Source organism: Corynebacterium sp. MSK297, from assembly GCF_030232885.1.
Taxonomy (GTDB): domain Bacteria; phylum Actinomycetota; class Actinomycetes; order Mycobacteriales; family Mycobacteriaceae; genus Corynebacterium.
Map to the genome: position 1 here is coordinate 1 of NZ_JASPGD010000011.1, position 20,166 is coordinate 20,166.

Below are 20,166 nucleotides of genomic sequence, written 5' to 3' on the forward strand. Positions count from 1 at the left end.
ATCGGCCCTATAAAATTATGATCATCACCACCAGACAAACAAGAAACACAACCACCAGAACCAACATCCTGTGAAGTTATTTTCCCTGTCAGCCCCTCGCGGCGACTTGGATTAATCTACACACGTTATAGATTGTTCACAAATCACCAGTTTAAAGGGTAAAAACTACGACTTATAACGGGTTATAAGTCGTCTTAAACCGCTACCCTAGCGCCTGCGAAATTTTTCTTACCGCGGCGCAGTACTAGCCAACTTCCGTGCAATAGATCTTCTGCCGAAGGCTCCCATTCCACAGATTCGATGCGCTCGTTATTCACGTAGGCACCTCCCTCTTTGATGGTGCGGCGCGCCGCGCCCTTGGAATCAACCAAACCGGTAGCTATCAACAGGTCTACGATCGATCGCGCATGTCCAGCGCTAATTTCCGCAACCGTCGTTTCTTGCAATGCCCCCTGCAAGGTAGCCTCATCCAGCTGGGTTAAATCAGCCCGTCCAAACAATGCTTGCGAGGCGAGTTGCACCGCTTCGCGGGCTTTCACACCATGAACCAGATCGGTCATTTCTTCCGCCAAACGACGCTGAGCAGCCCGCTTGTGCGGTTCTTCAGCTACAGCACGCTCATACTCACCAATCTCTTCTTGTGAGAGGAACGTGAACATCTTCAAATAACGCACAACGTCGGCATCGCCGGAGTTCACAAAGTACTGATACCACGCATAGGGGCTAGTCTTTTCTGGATCCAACCACAACTTGCCGCCACCGGTAGACTTACCGAATTTCTTGCCGTTTGCGTCAGTCACCAATGGCACGGTCAACGCGTGCGTTTTAGCGCCAGATACGCGGCGATTCAGATCGACACCAGAGATGATATTTCCCCATTGATCCGAGCCACCGATTTGCAAGACCACGTCGTGCTCTTTATTCAAATGCACGAAGTCGTTGGCTTGCAGGAGCATATAGGAAAACTCGGTATATGAGATCCCATCAGACTCCAGGCGACGCTTAACGGTATCGCGATCCAGCATTGTATTCAGGGAAAAGTTTTTCCCGACATCACGCAAGAATTGCACAATAGACATCCCCATTGTCCAATCAGCGTTATTAACCAGGGTAGCGGCATTGTCGCCGGTAAAGTCAATGAATTGGCGCAGCTGCTTTTTAATAGCAGCGACATTCGCTTCTAGTTCTTCTTCGCTCAACATGGAGCGCTCCCCCACATCACGTGGGTCACCAATAAACCCAGTGGCACCACCAGCCAACGCGAACGGCTTGTGTCCAGCTTCCTGGAAACGGCGCAACATAATCATCGGCACCAGGTGCCCAGCATGCAAAGAATCCCCGGTTGGATCGAACCCGCAGTACAGCGCGATGGGTGTCGACGTCGCCTCGCGCAACTCATCGAGATCAGTGGATTGGTTAATTAGTCCGCGCCATTGCAGCTCATCCACAATATTGTTCATGGTTAGTTCTCTCCTTGGCAGTCATTTGGCCAGTCCATCGCTTCTTCTGCGAGCAACACGGGCACGCCGTCGTCGATACGGTAGGCAATACCTTTCCTCTCGTTCACCAGGACGTTGTCTGTGTCGCGATAGTGCAATGGACCTTTGTCTTGTGGACAGGCCAAAATTTCCAATAACCGGGGATCAAGGCTCATGCGGCTAGCTTATCGCTTTGCCTTATCCGCGACAGTGATCGAGGCCCATTCCCGAAACTCTACCGCTGCTTTTTCCACGGATTCGCGCTGCTCGTCGACGCGCTCACCAGCGGTTCCGCCACGGGTTGCCCGCGATGCCACTGCCCCATCGATGGTCAGGACATCGCGTACCTCTGGGGTCAATCGCTTGTCGACGCTTGCCAACTGCTCGTCGGTCAGATCAACCAGATCAACACCCGATTCTTCAGCCAAGCGTACGCACGAGCCAGATGCTTCGTGGGCCTCCCGGAACGGTACTCCTTGGCGCACCATCCACTCGGCTAAGTCAGTAGCCAGCGTGAATCCACGCGGTGCAAGTTCCCGCATCCGGTCTTCGTGGAAAACCAGGGTGGAAACCAGCCCAGTCATAGCGGGCAACACCAGATTGAGCTGAGCGAAGCCGTCGACAAGCGGCTCTTTGTCTTCTTGCAGATCCCGGTTATACGCCAAGGGCAAGGCTTTGCACGTCGACAACAGCCCGGTCAGGTTGCCAATCAGGCGACCAGTCTTACCACGCTGCAGCTCCGGAATATCCGGGTTCTTCTTCTGCGGCATGATCGATGATCCCGTGGACCACTCGTCGCTAAGCGTGACGTATCCGAACTCTGGGGTCGACCAAGCGATGATCTCTTCCGACAAGCGAGACATGTCGACGGAGATCTGTGCCAGGACGAATGCGGTCTCCGTGGCGAAATCACGGGATGAGGTGCCATCCAACGAGTTTTCCGCGGAGCTATCGAAGCCCAGCTCCTCCGCGATAGCTTCTGGGTCCAGCTGCAACGACGAGCCCGCCAATGCCCCGGAGCCATAAGGCGATACTGCCAAACGCTTATCCAAATCACGCAGGCGATCAAGATCTCGCAGCAACGGTTGTGCGTGAGCCAGCAGACCGTGCGCCAACAAAATTGGCTGAGCTGCCTGGAAGTGAGTCTTGCCCGGCATGATCACACGAGGGTGTGCTTTTGCCTGCGCCGCCAGCGCGTCAATAAGATCCACCAACTGCATGGCAACATCACGAATGGCATCGCGGACCCACATCCGAAATAGCGTGGCAACTTGGTCGTTGCGGGAACGGCCTGCGCGCAAGCGACCACCCAGTTCCTTACCGACGCGATCGATCAGGCCTCGTTCCATGGCACCGTGGACATCTTCATCGCCTGGATCTGGGGTAAATTCACCGGATTCAACGTCGCGACCAAGCTGATCCAACCCGTCGAGCATCGATTCCAGATCCTCATCCGACAGCAACCCTGCCTTGTGCAATACCCGGGCGTGTGCTTTGGAGGCCAACACATCGTAGGGCGCCAACACCCAGTCAAAGTGCGTCGACACAGACAGCGCAGCCATGGCATCGGACGGACCGCCCGAAAAGCGGCCGCCCCACAGCGCGCCTTCGTTCGTAGAATGCGCCTGAATTCCAGCCATTAGTTATTTGCCTCGCGATCACGCTTATTGGAAATCTGGGTGGACAGACCGTGCAGCTGAACGAAACCCTTGGCAGCGGTTTGGTCGAAAGTATCGCCGGTGTCGTAGGTAGCCAGGTTGAAGTCATACAGCGACTGGTTCGAGCGGCGGCCGTTAACGATGATGTTTCCGGCGTGCAGTACCAGACGGATATCGCCGGTGACGTGCTCCTGCGTCGACTGGATGAAAGCATCGAGGGACTTTTTCAGAGGGCTGAACCACAAGCCGTCGTAGACTTCCTCAGACCAACGGGCATCGATGCTGCGCTTGTACCGAGCAACCTCGCGCTCCAGGCAGACATCTTCAATAGCCTCGTGAGCCTTGATCAACACCATTGCGCCTGGGGCTTCGTAGACTTCACGGGACTTAATGCCCACCAAACGGTCTTCCACCATGTCCAGTCGGCCCACACCCTGTGCGCCGGCACGACGGTTAAGTTCTTCAATAATCTCTAGCGGCGAAAGCTTCTTGCCGTCGACAGCAACTGGACGCCCGGCCTCGAAAGAAATGATGACCTCATCCGGGGCGTTGCCCAGTGCTGGGTCCTCGGTGTAGGCGTAGAGATCCTTTGTTGGAGGGTTCCACAGATCTTCCAAGAAACCGGTTTCGACAGCACGGCCCCATACGTTTTGGTCGATCGAAAATGGCGATTTCTCCGATTGCTCGATAGGCAAATCGATCTCGTTGGCAAACTCGATGGCCTTATCCCGAGTCCAGGCGTAGTCACGCGCAGGTGCGATGATGTCCAGGGTTGGGTCCAAAGCACGGAAAGAGACCTCGAAGCGGACCTGGTCATTACCCTTACCGGTGCATCCGTGGGAGACATGTGTGCCGCCGTGCTCTTGAGCAGCCTGTACCAGGTGCTTGACGATCAGCGGACGCGAAATCGCAGACACCAGTGGGTACTGCTTCATATACATGCCATTAGCCTGCACCGTCGGCAAGCAATATTCTTCGGCAAATTCGTCGCGGGCATCAACGACGATGGACTCGACAGCGCCGCAATCCAGTGCCCGCTGACGAACCGATTCCATGTCTTCACCGCCCTGTCCCAGGTCCAGAGCAACGGCGACGACTTCACCTTCCGTCTGACGTGCCAGGTATGGGATAGCTACCGAGGTGTCCAAACCTCCGGAGTACGCAAGTACGATGCGGTTTTTCATGATCGTTCCTTTACTGTTGTTTGTTGCTTTCGGTTGTTCCGGGCGCTATCGACGAGAAGCGTGACCCGCCGTTGGTACTCCGTTGGTACAGAGCCAACACCGTCCGGAATCAGTGTAGAAGCCCATCATTGTTTAATAATGTTCGGGGGTTTTGGGTACTTTTCGCGCTGGGTTTACTCGGGGCCAATCGTGGCTGCCCCATCCGCCAAGGAGTCGATGAGTTCCTTTCCAGTGAGCGGATCACGTGCGAGCACAAATACGGTGTCATCACCAGCAATCGTGCCGACGATGTCGGATACACCCAATCGGTCAATGAAACTCGCAAGGTAGGGCGCGGCACCGGGCGGCGTACGCAGCACCGCGGTGTTCGCCGAGTGATCAGCTGCAACCACGAGATCAGCCATCATTTTGCGGAGTTTATCCCGAGGGCCGGACGCAGACGGTACTTGTAGTGATTCAGCGTCGCCGACCGCATAAAAGCTGCGCCCGTCGACGGGTTTGACCTTCCGGGCACCAAGCTCGTCGAGGTCTCTAGACAACGTGGCCTGGGTTGTTTCGAAGCCCTCGGCCAACAAGAGCTTGGATAGTTGCGCCTGCGAATAAATGCGCGTCTGTTCCAGCAATTCCACGATCCGGGCTTGGCGCCCGGTACGGGAATAGGTGTGTGTCATAGCATCCTCGCTTTCGCTACTGGATTACCAGCGGCAAAGCCCAGCAACCACACAAGCACCGCCTTTTGTGCATGCAGACGGTTTTCTGCCTCGTCAAATACACGTGAAGCTGGGCCATCGATGACCTCTGCCGTGACTTCATTACCACGGTATGCCGGAAGGCAGTGCAGGAAAATTGCGTTTTCTGCTGCCTTGTCCATGATTTCTTGCGTCACCCGGTACGGCACGAATGGCGTGGTGCGATCTTTACCGTCGTCTTCTTGCCCCATGGACACCCAAGTATCAGTGATCACAACTTCCGCGTCCGCCACATCTGCTGGATCCGCACTCACGGTCACACTGCCGCCAGTAATCTTTGCTTGCCGACGAGCACGATCAACGAATTTCACCTGCGGTTGAAAATCTTCGGGTGAAATGATCCACACATCCATACCAGCCATCGCCAGGCCCAGCATGTAGGAATTAGCCATGTTCTGGTCGCCGTCACCCAGATATGCAACCTTCTTGCCAGACAATCCTGCCACTCCTGTGTCTGGGCAGAGGGATTCCACCATGGTCTGCAGGTCTGCCAAAATCTGGCACGGGTGGAAATCATCCGAAAGCGCGTTGATGACAGGCACGGTGGCGTGTGCCGCCATATCTTCCAAGCCCGCTTGCTCGTAGGTGCGCCAGGCAATCGCCTCGACGTAGCGTGAAAGCACCCGCGCAGTATCGGCAACAGTTTCGCCTTTGCCCATCTGGGAGGCGCCGGCCTCAGTGACGATCGCACTTCCTCCCAGCTGAGCGATGCCGGCATCGAAAGAAAAACGAGTACGAGTCGAAGTCTTATCGAAAACGACGGCCACACTGCGACCGCCGGACAATGGGCGGTGGCTCAGCGGGTCAGCTTTCAATTCAGCAGCAAGAGCAAGAATTTCTTTTTGCTCAGCGGGAGTAATCGAATCATCCGCCAATAAATGACGAAGCTGTGAAGGTTGTGCTTGCGATGTCATAAAAGTCCTTAATCGAGTATTTCTTGCAGTATTGTTACGCATTCATCGACGTGTCGTCGTTCGATAATCAGCGGTGGAGTCAAGCGCACGACCTTGTCACTTGGAGCATTAAGGATCAGCCCGCGCTCGAGACCTGCAACGACGACTTCTTTCGCGTTCGCTGATTCGAGCACCACTCCGAGCATCAACCCGGTACCGCGAACTTCCGAGACCCCGGAAAGCTGCTGCAGCTGGCTGCGAAGATACGCACCGATTTCACGTACGTGCTGCAAGAATTTTTCATCCAGAGTGTTGAGCACCGTGCGGGCTGCTGCCAAGACCACAGGATTTCCACCAAACGTGGTGCCGTGCTGGCCGGGCTGGAGGTATTGTGCAGCTTCGCCGCGAGCAAGCACTGCCCCCATCGGCAGGCCGCCGCCGAGGCCTTTGGCCATGGTGACGACGTCTGGAACCACCCCGGCGTACTCATGGGCGAAAAATTTTCCGGTTCGTCCTACCCCGGTTTGTACCTCGTCAGCGACCATGAGGATGCCATAGTCATCGCACAGCTGACGCACTACAGCCAGGAAACCTTCCGGCGCGGGTATAACACCAGTTTCTCCCTGAACCGGCTCGGCGAAAATTGCGGCGATACCGTCGGGATCTTGTTCGACGATTTCGCGCAGTTTCTGCACGTCGCCGTAGGGGTAGAAATCCACACCACCTGGCAGGGGTTCAAATGGGGCCCGCTTTTCTGGTTGTCCCGTCAGCGCGAGTGCGCCCATAGTGCGCCCATGAAAGCCGGCCTCTGCTGCCAATACCCGGCCACGACCTGTCAGGCGGGCAATCTTGAACGCAGCCTCATTAGCTTCCGCTCCGGAATTGCAGAAAAACACCCGAGCACTGTCGTCGCTGCCAGCAGCGAAGCGTTGTTTCAGCGCGGTTGCGACCTCAATTGAATGCGGGGTGGCGAAGATGTTTGAGGTATGCCCCAGTGTGGCGATCTGCGTGCTGACTGCCTCGACAATATCCGGGTGTGCCTGCCCTAAAGCATTAACCGCGATGCCAGCGAGCATATCGAGATAACGCTTCCCCTCAGTATCGGTGAGATACATGCCTTGCCCACCGGTTAAGCTGATAGCGGGGGTCCCGTAGTTATTCATCAATGCACTAGACCAATCGTTTGCTTTTTTCTGCATCATGCGTGATCATCCTTTCGCAGCACGGTTCCTCCGGGATAGTCCGTGCTTCGGTGATTATTTGGCAACACCATGGTGCCCACACCGCCTTCGGTAAGTAGCTCCAGCACCACCGAGTGCGCTTCCCTGCCGTCGATAACGTGGGCTGCGTTAACGCCACCGCGAACTGCATTGAGGCAGGCTTCCATTTTCGGGATCATGCCGCTATCCAGACCCGGTAACAAGGCGTCGAGTTCGTCAACTTCAATGGTAGAAACCAGCGAGTCGCGGTCCGGCCAGTCTTTATAGAGGCCTTCCACATTGGTCAGGACCAACAAACGTTCTGCGCCAATCGCGGAAGCTAATGCTCCAGCAGCAATATCGGCGTTAATGTTGTACACCTCGCCGTCGTGATCAGGCGCAATTGTGGAAACCACAGGAATGCGCCCGGCATCAATAATGTCCATCAAGGCTTCCGGGTTGACGCTGACGATATCGCCCACGTGTCCGATATCTACTTGTTCTCCCTCGATATCCAGGTAGCGCTTTTCTGCGGTAAACAGCCCCGCGTCTTCGCCAGAGGTTCCCACCGCATACGGCCCGTGGGAATTGATAAGGCCTACCAAATCACGGCCAACTTGCCCAAACAACACCATGCGGACGACATCCATGACTTCTGGAGTAGTAACCCGAAAGCCGCCTTTAAACTCGCCTTCAAGGCCAAGACGCTCTAGCATCTCCGTAATCTGCGGTCCACCGCCGTGGACTACTACGGGTCGAGCCCCGATCGTGCGCAACAACACCATGTCTTTCGCGAACGCTGCTTTTAGCTCGTCATCCACCATGGCATTGCCGCCATACTTGACGACGACGATCTTGCCGCGGAGGTGTTGTAGCCACGGCAATGCTTCAGACAGCACTGCTGCTCGGTCGCGGTTACTGAGGTGTTCCAACATGGCCACCGGCTCCTTATTTCCTAGTGTCTGTCTTGGGGACGCGTTATGAGCTGTATGCCGAATTAATTTCGACGTAGTCATGGGACAAATCAGTGGTGCGCACGAAAGCGCTACCCGGACCACCGGTGCCGAGATCTACTCGGACGTCGATATCAGCCCCGGACAGGTCGACCTCGCGTGCAGCCGGCGTACCAGTGGTGGCTTTGCAGACCGCGTGATTATTGAAATAGACGCTGATGTTATCCGGATCCATGTCCGCATCAGCCATACCGACGGCGGCCAAAACGCGCCCCCAGTTGGGGTCTGAACCGAACATGGCGCATTTGAAAAGGTTGTCGCGGCCGAGCGTGCGAGCGGCATTGAGCGCTTCTACGTCGTCCGTGGTGCCTTCGACAGTGATTTTCACACGCTTGGTGACACCTTCGGCATCCGCTTGCAATTGGTCTGCCAAGTCCGCACAGGCCGCGAGAACCGCTTCATTCAACGCTTCTTGCGTGGCAGTTTCACCGGATGCGCCGTTGGCCATGAGCACGACGGTGTCGTTCGTGGACGTTGAGCCGTCCACGTCGAGGGTATCAAAAGTCACTGCCGTCGCATTTTTCAACGCCGTGGTGAGTTGTTCTGGGGTAGCTGACAAATCCGTCGTCAAGCACACCAGCATGGTTGCCAGCGATGGGGCCATCATCCCCACGCCTTTGCCCATTCCGCCGAGGTTCCAACCATCGCCTTCGACCACGGTTTGCTTCACGGTGGTATCAGTGGTCATGATTGCTCGTGCTGCACCCTCGCCATGGTCTGGGCTATCCCCTAATACACCAGGTAGCTTTTCGATACCAGCTGATACGTTGTCCATCGGCATCGGCTCACCAATCAGCCCGGTTGAACATACAGCTACGTGGTTGGAGTCGAAATTCAGTAATTCAGCAAGTTCAGTCTGCATCTGCTGTGCGTCGCGAAGCCCCGGTGCACCATTGCACGCGTTGGCATTGCCAGCGTTATACAGCACTGCGCGCAACTGACCGTCGGCAAGAGCTTCGCGCGAGACCTTGACCGGCGCAGCCACCACGCGGTTACGGGTAAAGACACCAGCCGCAGAAAATTCTGGGCCATCGTTGACGACTAACGCGAGGTCAGTCTTGCCGGAGGGCTTGATTCCCGCTGTGACACTCGCCGCCCGAAATCCCTGTGGCACGGTGACCCCACGGGTGTGATGAGCAGACTGCGCAGTCCCTGCTGCCTGTTCCGTGGCATTGTCTGTGCTGTTGTCTGGGGTGCTCATAGAAAATCCTCGTCGCTATTTGTGGCTATTCTGCTTGTGCTGTGGTGAGTTTCGTTGCTTATTGCCGTACCGATACTGGTGCGGCAGGTGGATGCACGGGGTACAGATTCCTCGGTTTAGGGCGCTAGGCCTGGGTGAGTAAGCCCGGCGGTTTCCGCAAACCCCAGCATCAGGTTCATGCATTGCACAGCCGCTCCGCCGGTACCTTTGGTCAGGTTGTCGAGTACTGCGGTGATCAACAGAGTATTGGTTGCCTCGTTAACTTCGGCTTGTATCTGGCATGTGTTTGCACCAATGACATGTTGCGTTTCCGGTTGCTGACCTGCGGGGAGTACCTGAATGAATGGCTCATCGCGGTAGAAATCATGAAAGATATCGGTGATTTCTCCTTGCGACAACGGTTTCGCAAGTTGTGCGGTAGCCGTGGTCAAAATTCCGCGGGTGGTTGGTGCAAGCACCGGGGTGAAGTTGATGCGGTAGTCCTGATCTTGGACTTCGCGAAGGTTTTGGATCACTTCTGGGTTATGGCGGTGGACGCCGGAAGTGTTATAAGCACGCAGATTTCCGGTGGTTTCAGACCCTAACAGCGGAACCGCGGCCTTTTTACCAGCTCCCGAAGTACCGGTAATGGAAACAATATTTATAGTTGGTTCTATTACCGCGGATGCCACGGCCGGTAGCAAAGCAAGCGTCATCCCAGTGGGGAAACACCCGGGAACAGCAACCTTTTTTGCTGCCGCAATTTCAGCGCGGTGCCCTGGCATTTCTGGAATACCATACGGCCATTGGCCTGCATATTCCCCGCCATAGTACGCATCCCAGTCCGCTTTGTTCTGCAACCGAAAATCGGCCGCACAATCAATAATGATGGTCTCTTCCGGCAGCTGCTTCGCCAATGCTGCAGAATGCCCATGTGGCAAACCTAAGAACACAACATCGTGGCCCGACAGCACCTCAACAGTGGTGTCTTCCACCATTCGGTCGCGGAGCTGCGGCAGATGCGGCATCTGTTCCACGACCGGCTTACCGGCGTGTGAGTGACCAGTCAATGCACCGATTGTCAGGTCACCGCTGTGGTAATGCGGGTGGTTCAACAACAGACGAAGAATCTCGCCGCCCGCGTAACCGGTGGCTCCTGCTACAGCAACTGAAGTCGTCATAGCGCCACCCTAGCAAACTTTATGCAATAAAATGCAAATTATTCATTCAGGCATATTTACCACCGCAGTTAGTGCAAAGTCGTGATAACCCTCTCGACAGCGTACAGTGGGGTTATACCGTAATGCAGATCACGCAAAGGAGTGTTCCATGTCTAGTACTGGCTCAATTTCCGCATCACCCGACGGCTTACTCATGGCCCTTGTGCAGTACCGCGTCCCCATCGTCGAAAGCCCAGAAGACGTACAGAAAAACGTGGACGAAATCTGCCGTCGAGTAGCATCCACCAAGGCTGGTTACCCAGACTTGGATCTGATTGTCTTCCCGGAGTACTCCACCTCCGGTTTGAACACCGCGATCTGGTCTTATGATGAATTCCTCATCGCGGTTGATTCACCCGAAGTCAACAAATTCCGTCAGGCCTGCAAAGACAACGACGTCTGGGGTGTGTTCTCCATCATGGAGCCGCACCATAAAGAAGGAAAGCCGCCGTTTAATACCGCGATCATCATCGACAACAATGGTGAGCTCGCACTCCACTACCGTAAGCTCCAGCCATGGACCCCAATCGAACCGTGGTCCCCAGGAGATCTCGGAATGCCAGTCTGCGACGGACCAAAAGGATCCAAGCTTGCCGTCAATATTTGCCACGACGGCATGTTCCCAGAGTTGGCACGCGAAGCCGCCTACAAGGGAGCAAACGTATACATCCGCATTTCTGGTTACAGCACGCAAGTGCAAGACCAATGGATCATGACCAACAAGACGAATGCATTCCAGAACCTCATGTTCACCGCATCCGTCAACTTGGCAGGGTATGACAATGTCTTCTATTACTTCGGTGAAGGCAATGTCTGCAATTACGACGGCAACCTCATCGCTGAGGGTCACCGCAACCCAGACGAAATCGTCACCGCCGAAATCTTCCCAGCACTTGCAGATAAAGCCCGCATCAACTGGGGCCTGGAAAACAACATCTTCAACCTGGGCAACCGCGGTTATGTCGCAGTTCCAGGCGGAGAGACCGGCAACTACCTCACGTGGATCGATGATCTTGCCAAAGGCCAGTATAAAGTGCCGTGGGCGGATGAAGTCCGAATCAAAGATGGGTGGAAGTACTACCCTGATGGCCCACAACTAGGACCACTGCCGGACAAGTTTAAGAAGTAAAATTTCTGAATATTCCCGTCCGCCCCACAATCAGGAAGCTGATTGTTTTTCGCGGCCAGCACAGCATCAATTCATGGCTGTGTTGGCCGCTTTGTGGTTGGCCGCTTTATGCTTGTCGACGCCCTTGCTCCGATGTCGCCGTTTCTGCGTCAAGTACCCTGCCGCTGCATGGGCAGCCTCCACAGTGATAACTATTTCGCACAAGTCCCATTTTGTTCAACAATACCGCTTGTTTTTATAACCTCAGTCACTTATTCTTATAACGCTTGGGCGTAGCCCGTATCACATTTTTACATGTGATGCATGCAGGCACGTAGACCTACGATGTACTGCATTGCACTGCATTCCAACGACTAGAAGGCGAGAAAGTCATATGTCAGAGCAAACTCCCCAGCCGCAAGGCGGCGCGATGGGGCCTGCAACAGATGGAAGGCGTGAATCCTATCTTGATGAAGATCAAGGCCTGTCCAAAGGAATGGGTCAACGCCAACTGCAAATGATCGCCATCGGTTCCGCGATCGGTACCGGTTTGCTCTTAGGTACCGGTAGCCGTCTGGAACAGGCCGGCCCATTCCTGGCTGTTTTGTACCTGGTCTGTGGTTTCTTTGGCTACATCATCCTGCGTGGCCTTGGCGAGCTCATCGTCTATCGCCCATCATCGGGATCGTTCGTTTCTTATGCCCGTGAGTTCTACGGCGAAAAAGCAGCCTTTGTTACCGGATGGTTGTACTGGGGTAACTGGGCAATGACCATTATCGCAGACTCCACTGCCGTAGCCCTATACATATTGTGGTTCGACCGGTACACATCAATTCTGGATTCGATCCCGCAATGGGCCCTAGCCCTAGGGGTGGTGGTCTTCATTCTGGGCTTCAACATGCTTTCGGTGAAGATCTTCGGTGAACTGGAATACTGGTTCTCTCTAATCAAGATTCTCGGACTGTTAGTCTTCATGGCACTGGGTATTTGGGTGGTACTCACTGGCCACCCACAGGGCTATGACACTGGCTTCCAACTGATCAGCGAAGGTGGCGGCTGGCTTCCCAACGGCCTGCTTCCTGCCATTGTTGTCGTTCAGGGAGTTGTGTTCGCCTACGCCGGTATCGAATTGGTCGGCACTACCTCAGGTGAGACCAAAAACGTCGAAAAGATCATCCCGAAGGCCGTCAACGCGGTGTTGTTCCGCATCATCTTCTTCTACTTCGGTTCCGTACTGTTGCTCACGCTGGTTCTGCCGCACACCGAATACATCGCAGGTGTGTCACCATTCGTGACCTTCTTTGATTCCTTTGGCATCGGCGTCGCCGCACCCATCTTCCAATTGGTTCTAATTACCGCGGCTTTGTCTTCCTTGAACGCAGGCCTGTACTCCACCGGCCGCGTGATGTACAACATGTCGATTTCCGGTTCTGGTCCGAAATTCGGCAAGGCACTGTCCAAAGACGGCGTGCCCTATGGCGGAATCTTGCTTGCGGGCGCAATCGCATTCGCTGGTGTGTTCTTGAACTTTGTGGTTCCGGAAATGGCCTTTGAGATCGTACTGAACCTGGCAGCTCTGGGCACCATGGCCAGCTGGGCGGCGATCAGCATGGCGCACTGGAAGTTCGTCAAACTATCCAAGACTGGAGAGTACGAACGCTCTAGTTATGCGAGCCCATTTCACGGATGGGGCGATATCGCAGTTGTGATCTTCATCGGAGTTGTCATCATTCTCATGGCCTTCGACTGGCCGGTGGGAACTTATACCTTGGCGGCTTCTCTCCTGCTCATCCCGATGTTCTGGATTGGATGGAAGGCATGTAAACCAGAAGTAATGGCACAGCTGGAAGCTCGCCAGTCGCGCATGAAAGCGTACAATCAGGGAAGCAACAGCCAGGAACCTGGCGAGTAAATAAAGTTCACATGGATCTTCCGGCTTGAGCTCAGTGGCACAGAAGAAGTCACGTCGGAACCGATTCGAAACACAGAAACTCAGTACGAAAGGAGACCACACACTAATGGTCAAATTTGTAGATGTCGACAACATGGCACGCTGGATCCAGCGCGAAGGTGTCGAAAAGATCATCACCGGTATGGTCGGCTACTTGGAGAAGGATTACGCCGAGTGGGAGCGTTTCGACCTCATCCCTCGCGTTGCTAGCCACACCCCGTTTGGCGTCATCGAGCTGATGCCGACGTCGAACGGCGAAGAATACTCCTTCAAGTACGTCAACGGTCACCCATCCAACCCGGCACGTGGTTTCCAGACTGTTACCGCGTACGGTATGCTTGCCGACGTCGACAATGGTTATCCAACCTTTTTGTCGGAAATGACGCTGCTAACTGCACTGCGCACCGCAGCCGTTTCTTCCATGGTGGCCAAGACGCTGGCACGCCCGGATTCCAAGACCATGGCCATGATCGGTGCAGGTTCGCAGGCTGAATTCCAAGCACTTGGCTTCCGCGGCAATTTGGGCATCGAAGACATCCGTATCTACGACGTAGACCCTGAGGCCTTGGAGAAGGTTCGCCGTAACCTGGAGCCACTGGGCTTCAACATCACTGTCTGCTCCAGCACCGAAGAAGCCGTCGAGGGTGCCGACATCATCACCACCTGCACCGCGGATAAGGCACAAAACCAGATTCTGGGCACCCAGCACGTCAAGCCGGGAGTACACATCAACGCCGTTGGAGGCGACTGCCCTGGCAAGACCGAGTTGGTAGAAGACATCCTGGATATGTCCACCGTCTTCGTCGAACTGCCTGAGCAGACCCGCATCGAAGGCGAGATCCAGCAGAAGCCAGACGACTACGAGGTTGTTGAGTTCTGGAAGGTCATCACCGGCAAGGAAAAGGGCCGTTCTTCCGATGAGGAGATCACCTTGTTCGATTCCGTCGGTTTCGCCATCAATGATTTCTCTGCTCTGCGTTACCTCCGCGATGATGTCGCCGGTACCGAGCTCGAGACCGACATTGACTTAATCGCCAACCCAGAGGATCCAAAGGATCTCTTCTCGCTGGTCGCAGAAGTTCCTTCCCTGGTCTAAGCTTTCGTCGGCTGGCCGGGAGGGCTCCAGGGCTGCGAAGGACCTGGCGCCAAGGGCCGCGGGCCACGGGCAGGATCTTGGGCGAGAACCGGGCACGAATGCAGAAATTACGACCAGTTTTACAAATAGTGGCTTAAAAGTAGGCAGTTTTTGACCACTATTTGTAAAAGAGCGCCCTACCGCACGGTAGGGCGCATTTTTAATGCTCAACGAGCCTGGCGACTGCAGGCAACCCCGCTAGAGCACAAGGAAGCTCGGCGAGGCAGCGAACCGAACTGTCCATATCCTGCCAAGGCCAAACAAGTTTAGGCACGCATGTGCGCACCCAGCTCCACTCGTGCTTTCTCCGCAGCTTGTACACGGTATTCATTAACCTCTTCGTCGGTCAGTGTCCGGTCAGCAGCACGGAATATCAGGTTAAAAGCTAGCGATTTCTTGTCAGCTCCAACCTGCTCACCGCGGAAAACATCGAACAGTTCCACGGACTCCAGCAACTCACCAGCCGCGGATTCGACAACCCGTCGCACAGTCTCGGCCGGAACCTCGTCGTCGACGACCAGTGCCAAATCTTGGTGCAAAGCAGGAAATGCCGACAACCGTGGTGCCGGGAAAGACTCATCCAACGGCAATGCGGAAAGATTCAATTCCATAGCGCACGTACGCGCCGGTAATCCGAGAGCCTCGACAACCTGTGGGTGCAACTCACCGGCGTGACCGACCACGGTGCCCGCAACGCTCAGCTGCGCGCAGCGTCCCGGGTGCCACGGCAAATATTCTGCGTTCGCAATTTCGAGTTCTACGCCACAGGCCCGCGCCACAATGCGCGCAGATTCGATCGCGTCTGCATAGGTGTAGTGCCGACCACTGCCCCACGGCCCAGTAAATTCCTGCTCACCTGAACCAACGGTTACCACGTACAACGGCTGACGCGGCAAACTATCGACGACACTCGCCACGGTGGCATCATCTGGCCGGTCGGCAACCAACGGCATTGGCGTGTAATCCGCAGAAGCAAAGCTCACCTGCTGGAGGCCAAACAAAGCAACCGAGTCACGGCCCCGGGCGACATTGCGGCGTACCGCATCCAGCATTGATGGCAACAACGTGGTGCCTAAAACTGCGTGGTCGGATTCCAACGGGTTCTGTACCGCAACGGTATTCCGGCGTGGATCGTCAGCGGCCAATCCCCAAATATCGAAGGTGTCGTTGGCGATAAACGGCGTCGGCAAGATCTCCGCATAACCGGAATACGCCAAAGCATGGCCAACTGCGCGGCGACGTTTTTGTGCGGGGTTCAAGCCACGGCCCGCCGAAGGCGTCGGCAAGATCGTCGGAATATCTTCCAGCCCTTCTAGGCGCAAGACTTCTTCCACCAGATCGACTGCAACCCCGAGATCAGAACGCCAGGTTGGTGCAGTCACACGTAATTGGTCCCCATCCTTGACGACGTCCGCGCCGATTTCCTCCAAACGGCTGATAACGGCCTGTTCGGGGTAGTCGACGCCAGCGATCCGCGATGGGAAACTCACATGCATGGAAATTTCCGGCCTGGTAGGAACATCCCCGTGCACAGTACGGGTGGCTTCTATGGTGCCGCCAGCGATATCTGCAAGCAGCACGCAAGCCAGATCGAGGCTCACCTCAACCAGTGCCGGGTCGACACCTCGTTCAAAACGACGGGATGCTTCCGACGACAACTTGTGCCGACGCGAAGTGCGAGCCACGGTGATCGGATCCCAGTTTGCAGCCTCGAAGTAGACGTCGGTGGTCGTATCACTGATTTCTGAAGTGGTTCCACCCATCACTCCAGCCATGGACTGAATTCCAGAATCGTCGCAGATCACAACGTCTTCCGCATTCAGGGTACGGTTGACGTGATCAAGCGTCTCAAACTTCTCGCCTTCCTCTGCGCGGCGTACGGTAAGCCCGCCCTGAATCTTGCCCGCGTCGAAAGCGTGCATCGGCTGCCCCAACAGCAACATCAAGTAGTTCGTGATGTCCGTGGCGGCGTTGACCGGGCGCTGTCCGGAAAGCATCAATTCGCGCTGCATCCACCATGGTGACTGCGCAGTCGGGTCAATCCCAACGACTTTGCGTAGACCAAAACGGCGGGTCTTGGTCTCCTCGGCGATGTTGACAGACAGGGTTTCGCCGTCGGCAGCAGGTACGCCGTCGATGTTCAACCCTGCAACAGTAGGGTCGACTGCGGGATCAACATACTTCAGATCAAACGCCGAGGCGATTTCGCGGGACAATCCACGAGCGGACAGCGCATAACCACGGTCCGGAGTGATGTTGACATCAAAGATGACATCATCCAAGCCCAAATAACCACGGGCATCCTCGCCTGGGTCACCGGCATCAGCCGGGAGAGTCAGAATGCCGTCAGATTTATCGGTGAGACCCAGCTCAGCCACCGAGCAAATCATGCCGCGAGACATTTTTCCGTAGGTCTTACGCTCGCCGATGGCAAAACCACCCGGTAGCACGGTTCCGGGAAGCGCGATAACCACGAGATCACCTTCCGCGAAGTTGCGCGCACCGCAGATAATTCCCTGCATCTCGCCGGTGCCATTGGCCTTGCCAACATTGACTTGGCAATAACGGATGGGCTTTTTAAACTCGGTCAGCTCTTCGATTTCTTCTACCCGCCCGAATACCAATGGGCCGGTGGTTTCTTCGATTGCCTCGTAGCCTTCGGTTTCGAATCCAACGCGGACGTAACCGCCGTCAAAATCGGCCGGGCTGACGGCCCACTCCGGGTTGTGCTGGTTGAGTAGACGGGTAACCCAGTTCTGGGTGATCAACATAGTTGCGGCTCCTTATTCTGGGTTGGTACTTAAGCGTGGATTCCGAATGGCAGGGTGAAGCGAACGTCGCCTTCGACCATGTCGCGCATATCTGACAGGCCGTTACGGAACTGCAAGGTACGCTCCAGGCCCATGCCGAAGGCAAAACCGGTGTATTCGTTCGGGTCTACCCCAACGGCAGTCAAGACGTTGGGGTTGACCATGCCGCAGCCGCCCCATTCGATCCAACCTGCACCGCCTTTTTTGTTGGGGAACCAGACATCAACCTCAGCGGATGGCTCGGTGAACGGGAAATAATTGGTGCGCATACGCGTCGTGGTCTCTGGGCCGAACAGCGTTTTCGCCAGGTGATCCAAGGTGCCGCGAAGATGAGCCATATTCAGGCCCTTGTCGACGGCCAAGCCTTCGATCTGGTGGAACACCGGGGTGTGAGTGGCGTCGAGTTCGTCGGTACGGAACACACGTCCTGGGCAGGCGATGTAGAGCGGCACGTCGCGCTCTAGCATCGAACGCACCTGCACCGGCGAAGTGTGGGTACGCAGCACCTGCTGTGAGCCTGGCTTGCCGACGTGGAACGTATCCTGCAGCGTACGTGCTGGGTGGTCTGGCTTGAAGTTCAACGCATCAAAATTAAAGTACTCGGCTTCCACCTCGGGACCATCGGCGATCTCCCACCCCATACCGATGAAAATATCCGAGATGCGCTCAGACAAGGCAGTAATTGGGTGTAAAGCGCCGGTCTGATGCCGGGTGGTTGGAATCGTGACGTCAACTTTTTCCCGAACCAGTTGCGCTTGGCGTTCCTGTTCTTCTAATTCCGCCTGAATGCCTGCGAAGAACTTCTCTGCTTTGCCGCGCGCCATGTTCACAGCTTTACCGGCGTCTTTGCGCTGATCCTTCGGCAACGAACCCAACGATTGCCGAGCACGCGGAATATAAGCACCATCACCAAGATGTTGCCGACGAGCTTCAGTGAGTTCTTCCATGGTGGATGCCGCAGAGAAATCTGCTATCGCTTTTTCGGCAGCGGCATCCAGGGCTTCCTGGCTCAAATCAATGTCAGTTCCATTATCAGGTGCATTCGACACGTCAGCTATCCTCGCGCTAATCGTCAGGTGGTTAATATTAATGGGTGAAATTTCAGTATCGTCCGCATGCCAGTCTAGCGATCGTTATGACACAACCGTTAGCGGCATCTGTTTTATGTATGCAGCCTGTCCGCTCACTCTAAAAGAGGCAACACCCCATCCGCTAGAGGGCCCGCTTCTGCGCTTTCGCAGATTCGTATAGGCAAATTGATGCCGCTGTCGCCAAGTTCAGCGATTCTGCGTTCCCACGAATTGGGATGGACACGCGGTGGTCAGCTCGGCCTGCGACGTCGTCAGAAAGTCCGTGGGCTTCATTGCCCAGCAACCACGCTGTAGGTTTTACCAACATGCCGGTTTCTTCTGCTTTTTCTAGGCTGATCTCGCCATCGGCAGCCGTAGCGAGGATCTGCAGATTGGCAGCGCGCAACTGGCCTAGCACGTCATTGATTCCTGTCTCGCGAGCAACCGGAGTATGAAATAGCGAACCAGCGGAGGCCCGCGCGACCTTGTTAGAGTGCGGATCGACGGTGTTTCCCGCAAACACGACGCCATCTGCTCCGAGGGCATCCGAGACGCGAATCAATGTGCCCGCGTTGCCGGGTTCGGAGGTTTCTACCGGAACCGTCAGCAATCTGGGTGCGGACTTGATGATCTTGCCAGCGCTAAACATCACCGGCAAGCACACGGCAAAAATACCGGGAGTGGTGGTGGTTTCTGATAGCAGATTGGCGGCACCGTCGGTGATGGGATGGATATAGACGTCCATAAACCCAGCGGTGGTCACGATGTGCGCGAAGCGCTTCGCCGCAGATTCGGTAACAAACACGTCAGTAGCCGCACCCGTCGAAACTGCAGCATCTACCGCATTTTCTCCCTCAATAAGGAAGCGTTGTTCCTTTTTGCGGGCGGCTGCACGGTGCAGTTTTGCAGCGCGAGATACGCGTGGGGTGCGCTCTGTAAACGGCTCAGAGAAATCTAGCGTCATGGTGGCTAAGTCTACGGGAACAGCCTCGCGGATTCTAAGGCGGTGTGAGCACAGCAAAACGCCCCCGGAATCTTTCCGAGGGCGTGCGACGCATACGTACGGTATTGCGCGGGAAATTAAACCTTTGCTGGTGCGTTGACGTCTGCAGGCAGTGCGGACTTGGCAGCCTCACACAATGCGGAGAAGGTGTCGAAATCATTGACGGCCAACTCTGCGAGCATCTTACGGTCAACCTCGATCTCGGCCAGACGCAGTCCGTGGATCAGACGGTTGTAGGTGATGTCGTTTATGCGGGCTGCAGCGTTGATGCGCTGGATCCACAACTTGCGGAATTCGGACTTACGCGCGCGACGGTCGCGGTAAGCGTAAGTCATGGAGTGCAGCCACTGCTCTTTCGCTACGCGGTAGCGGCGAGAGCGCTGACCCCGGTAGCCCTTAGCGGACTTCAGGATAGTGCGACGCTTCTTCTTGGCGTTAACGGACCGCTTTACTCGTGCCACGGTGAAACTTCCTTAAATCTTATTGTTGGTACTGATGTGGGATGAAACGAGCGG

Annotated in this window: 17 protein-coding genes; 3 read left to right on the forward strand and 14 right to left on the reverse strand. The window is 55.6% G+C overall.

The features are described 5' to 3' along the window. Positions 1-194 precede the first annotated feature (194 nt). From tyrS to argC, 10 genes are all read right to left on the reverse strand, one after another. Positions 195-1,460 (reverse strand): tyrosine--tRNA ligase, encoded by a 1,266-nt coding sequence (tyrS, locus tag QP888_RS09545; RefSeq protein ID WP_284813339.1) that lies wholly within the window; start codon positions 1,458-1,460, stop codon positions 195-197. Positions 1,461-1,462: 2 nt separating this feature from the next. Next, positions 1,463-1,654, reverse strand: a complete 192-nt coding sequence (locus QP888_RS09550; RefSeq protein ID WP_284813340.1) for a Trm112 family protein — start codon at positions 1,652-1,654, stop codon at positions 1,463-1,465. Positions 1,655-1,663: 9 nt separating this feature from the next. Continuing rightward, a complete protein-coding gene (argH, locus tag QP888_RS09555; RefSeq protein WP_284813390.1) occupies positions 1,664-3,109 on the reverse strand; it encodes an argininosuccinate lyase in 1,446 nt (481 codons plus the stop codon). An 8-nt stretch (positions 3,110-3,117) separates the two neighbouring features. Then, positions 3,118-4,320 (reverse strand): argininosuccinate synthase, encoded by a 1,203-nt coding sequence (locus QP888_RS09560; RefSeq protein ID WP_018120143.1) that lies wholly within the window; start codon positions 4,318-4,320, stop codon positions 3,118-3,120. Positions 4,321-4,493: 173 nt separating this feature from the next. Next, complete coding sequence (locus QP888_RS09565; RefSeq protein ID WP_284813341.1) at positions 4,494-4,991, reverse strand: arginine repressor; 498 nt, start codon at positions 4,989-4,991, stop codon at positions 4,494-4,496. Beyond that, positions 4,988-5,983, reverse strand: a complete 996-nt coding sequence (gene argF, locus QP888_RS09570) for an ornithine carbamoyltransferase (RefSeq protein WP_284813342.1) — start codon at positions 5,981-5,983, stop codon at positions 4,988-4,990. The genes QP888_RS09565 and argF overlap by 4 nt, the downstream gene beginning before the upstream one ends. 8 nt (positions 5,984-5,991) lie before the next feature. Continuing rightward, entirely contained in the window at positions 5,992-7,164 is a 1,173-nt protein-coding gene (locus tag QP888_RS09575; RefSeq protein WP_284813343.1) for an acetylornithine transaminase, read from the reverse strand. Continuing rightward, a complete protein-coding gene (argB, locus tag QP888_RS09580; RefSeq protein ID WP_284813345.1) occupies positions 7,161-8,096 on the reverse strand; it encodes an acetylglutamate kinase in 936 nt (311 codons plus the stop codon). The genes QP888_RS09575 and argB overlap by 4 nt, the downstream gene beginning before the upstream one ends. Positions 8,097-8,139: 43 nt before the next feature. Continuing rightward, a complete protein-coding gene (gene argJ, locus QP888_RS09585) occupies positions 8,140-9,375 on the reverse strand; it encodes a bifunctional glutamate N-acetyltransferase/amino-acid acetyltransferase ArgJ (protein WP_284813346.1) in 1,236 nt (411 codons plus the stop codon). Between the two features lie 116 nt (positions 9,376-9,491). Then, complete coding sequence (argC, locus tag QP888_RS09590; RefSeq protein WP_284813347.1) at positions 9,492-10,535, reverse strand: N-acetyl-gamma-glutamyl-phosphate reductase; 1,044 nt, start codon at positions 10,533-10,535, stop codon at positions 9,492-9,494. A 148-nt stretch (positions 10,536-10,683) separates the two neighbouring features. Between argC and QP888_RS09595 the strand changes: the two genes are divergently transcribed. The 3 genes from QP888_RS09595 to ocd all read left to right on the forward strand — a co-directional run bounded on the left by QP888_RS09595 (position 10,684) and on the right by ocd (position 14,729). Then, positions 10,684-11,703, forward strand: coding sequence for a formamidase (locus QP888_RS09595; RefSeq protein ID WP_284813352.1), 1,020 nt, complete (start codon positions 10,684-10,686; stop codon positions 11,701-11,703). Between the two features lie 496 nt (positions 11,704-12,199). After that, positions 12,200-13,594 (forward strand): amino acid permease, encoded by a 1,395-nt coding sequence (locus QP888_RS09600; RefSeq protein WP_284813391.1) that lies wholly within the window; start codon positions 12,200-12,202, stop codon positions 13,592-13,594. 106 nt (positions 13,595-13,700) lie between these two features. Further along, positions 13,701-14,729 (forward strand): ornithine cyclodeaminase, encoded by a 1,029-nt coding sequence (gene ocd / locus QP888_RS09605; RefSeq protein ID WP_284813353.1) that lies wholly within the window; start codon positions 13,701-13,703, stop codon positions 14,727-14,729. Positions 14,730-15,034: 305 nt separating this feature from the next. Here ocd and pheT read toward each other — a convergent pair whose 3' ends face one another. The 4 genes from pheT to rplT form a co-directional block, all read right to left on the reverse strand. Next, positions 15,035-17,539 (reverse strand): phenylalanine--tRNA ligase subunit beta, encoded by a 2,505-nt coding sequence (pheT, locus tag QP888_RS09610; RefSeq protein WP_284813354.1) that lies wholly within the window; start codon positions 17,537-17,539, stop codon positions 15,035-15,037. Between the two features lie 29 nt (positions 17,540-17,568). Next, a complete protein-coding gene (gene pheS / locus QP888_RS09615; RefSeq protein WP_018120131.1) occupies positions 17,569-18,627 on the reverse strand; it encodes a phenylalanine--tRNA ligase subunit alpha in 1,059 nt (352 codons plus the stop codon). A 163-nt stretch (positions 18,628-18,790) separates the two neighbouring features. Further along, positions 18,791-19,612, reverse strand: coding sequence for a TrmH family RNA methyltransferase (locus QP888_RS09620; RefSeq protein ID WP_284813355.1), 822 nt, complete (start codon positions 19,610-19,612; stop codon positions 18,791-18,793). 116 nt (positions 19,613-19,728) lie between these two features. Next, entirely contained in the window at positions 19,729-20,112 is a 384-nt protein-coding gene (gene rplT / locus QP888_RS09625; protein ID WP_284813357.1) for a 50S ribosomal protein L20, read from the reverse strand. Between the last annotated feature and the right edge of the window lie 54 nt (positions 20,113-20,166).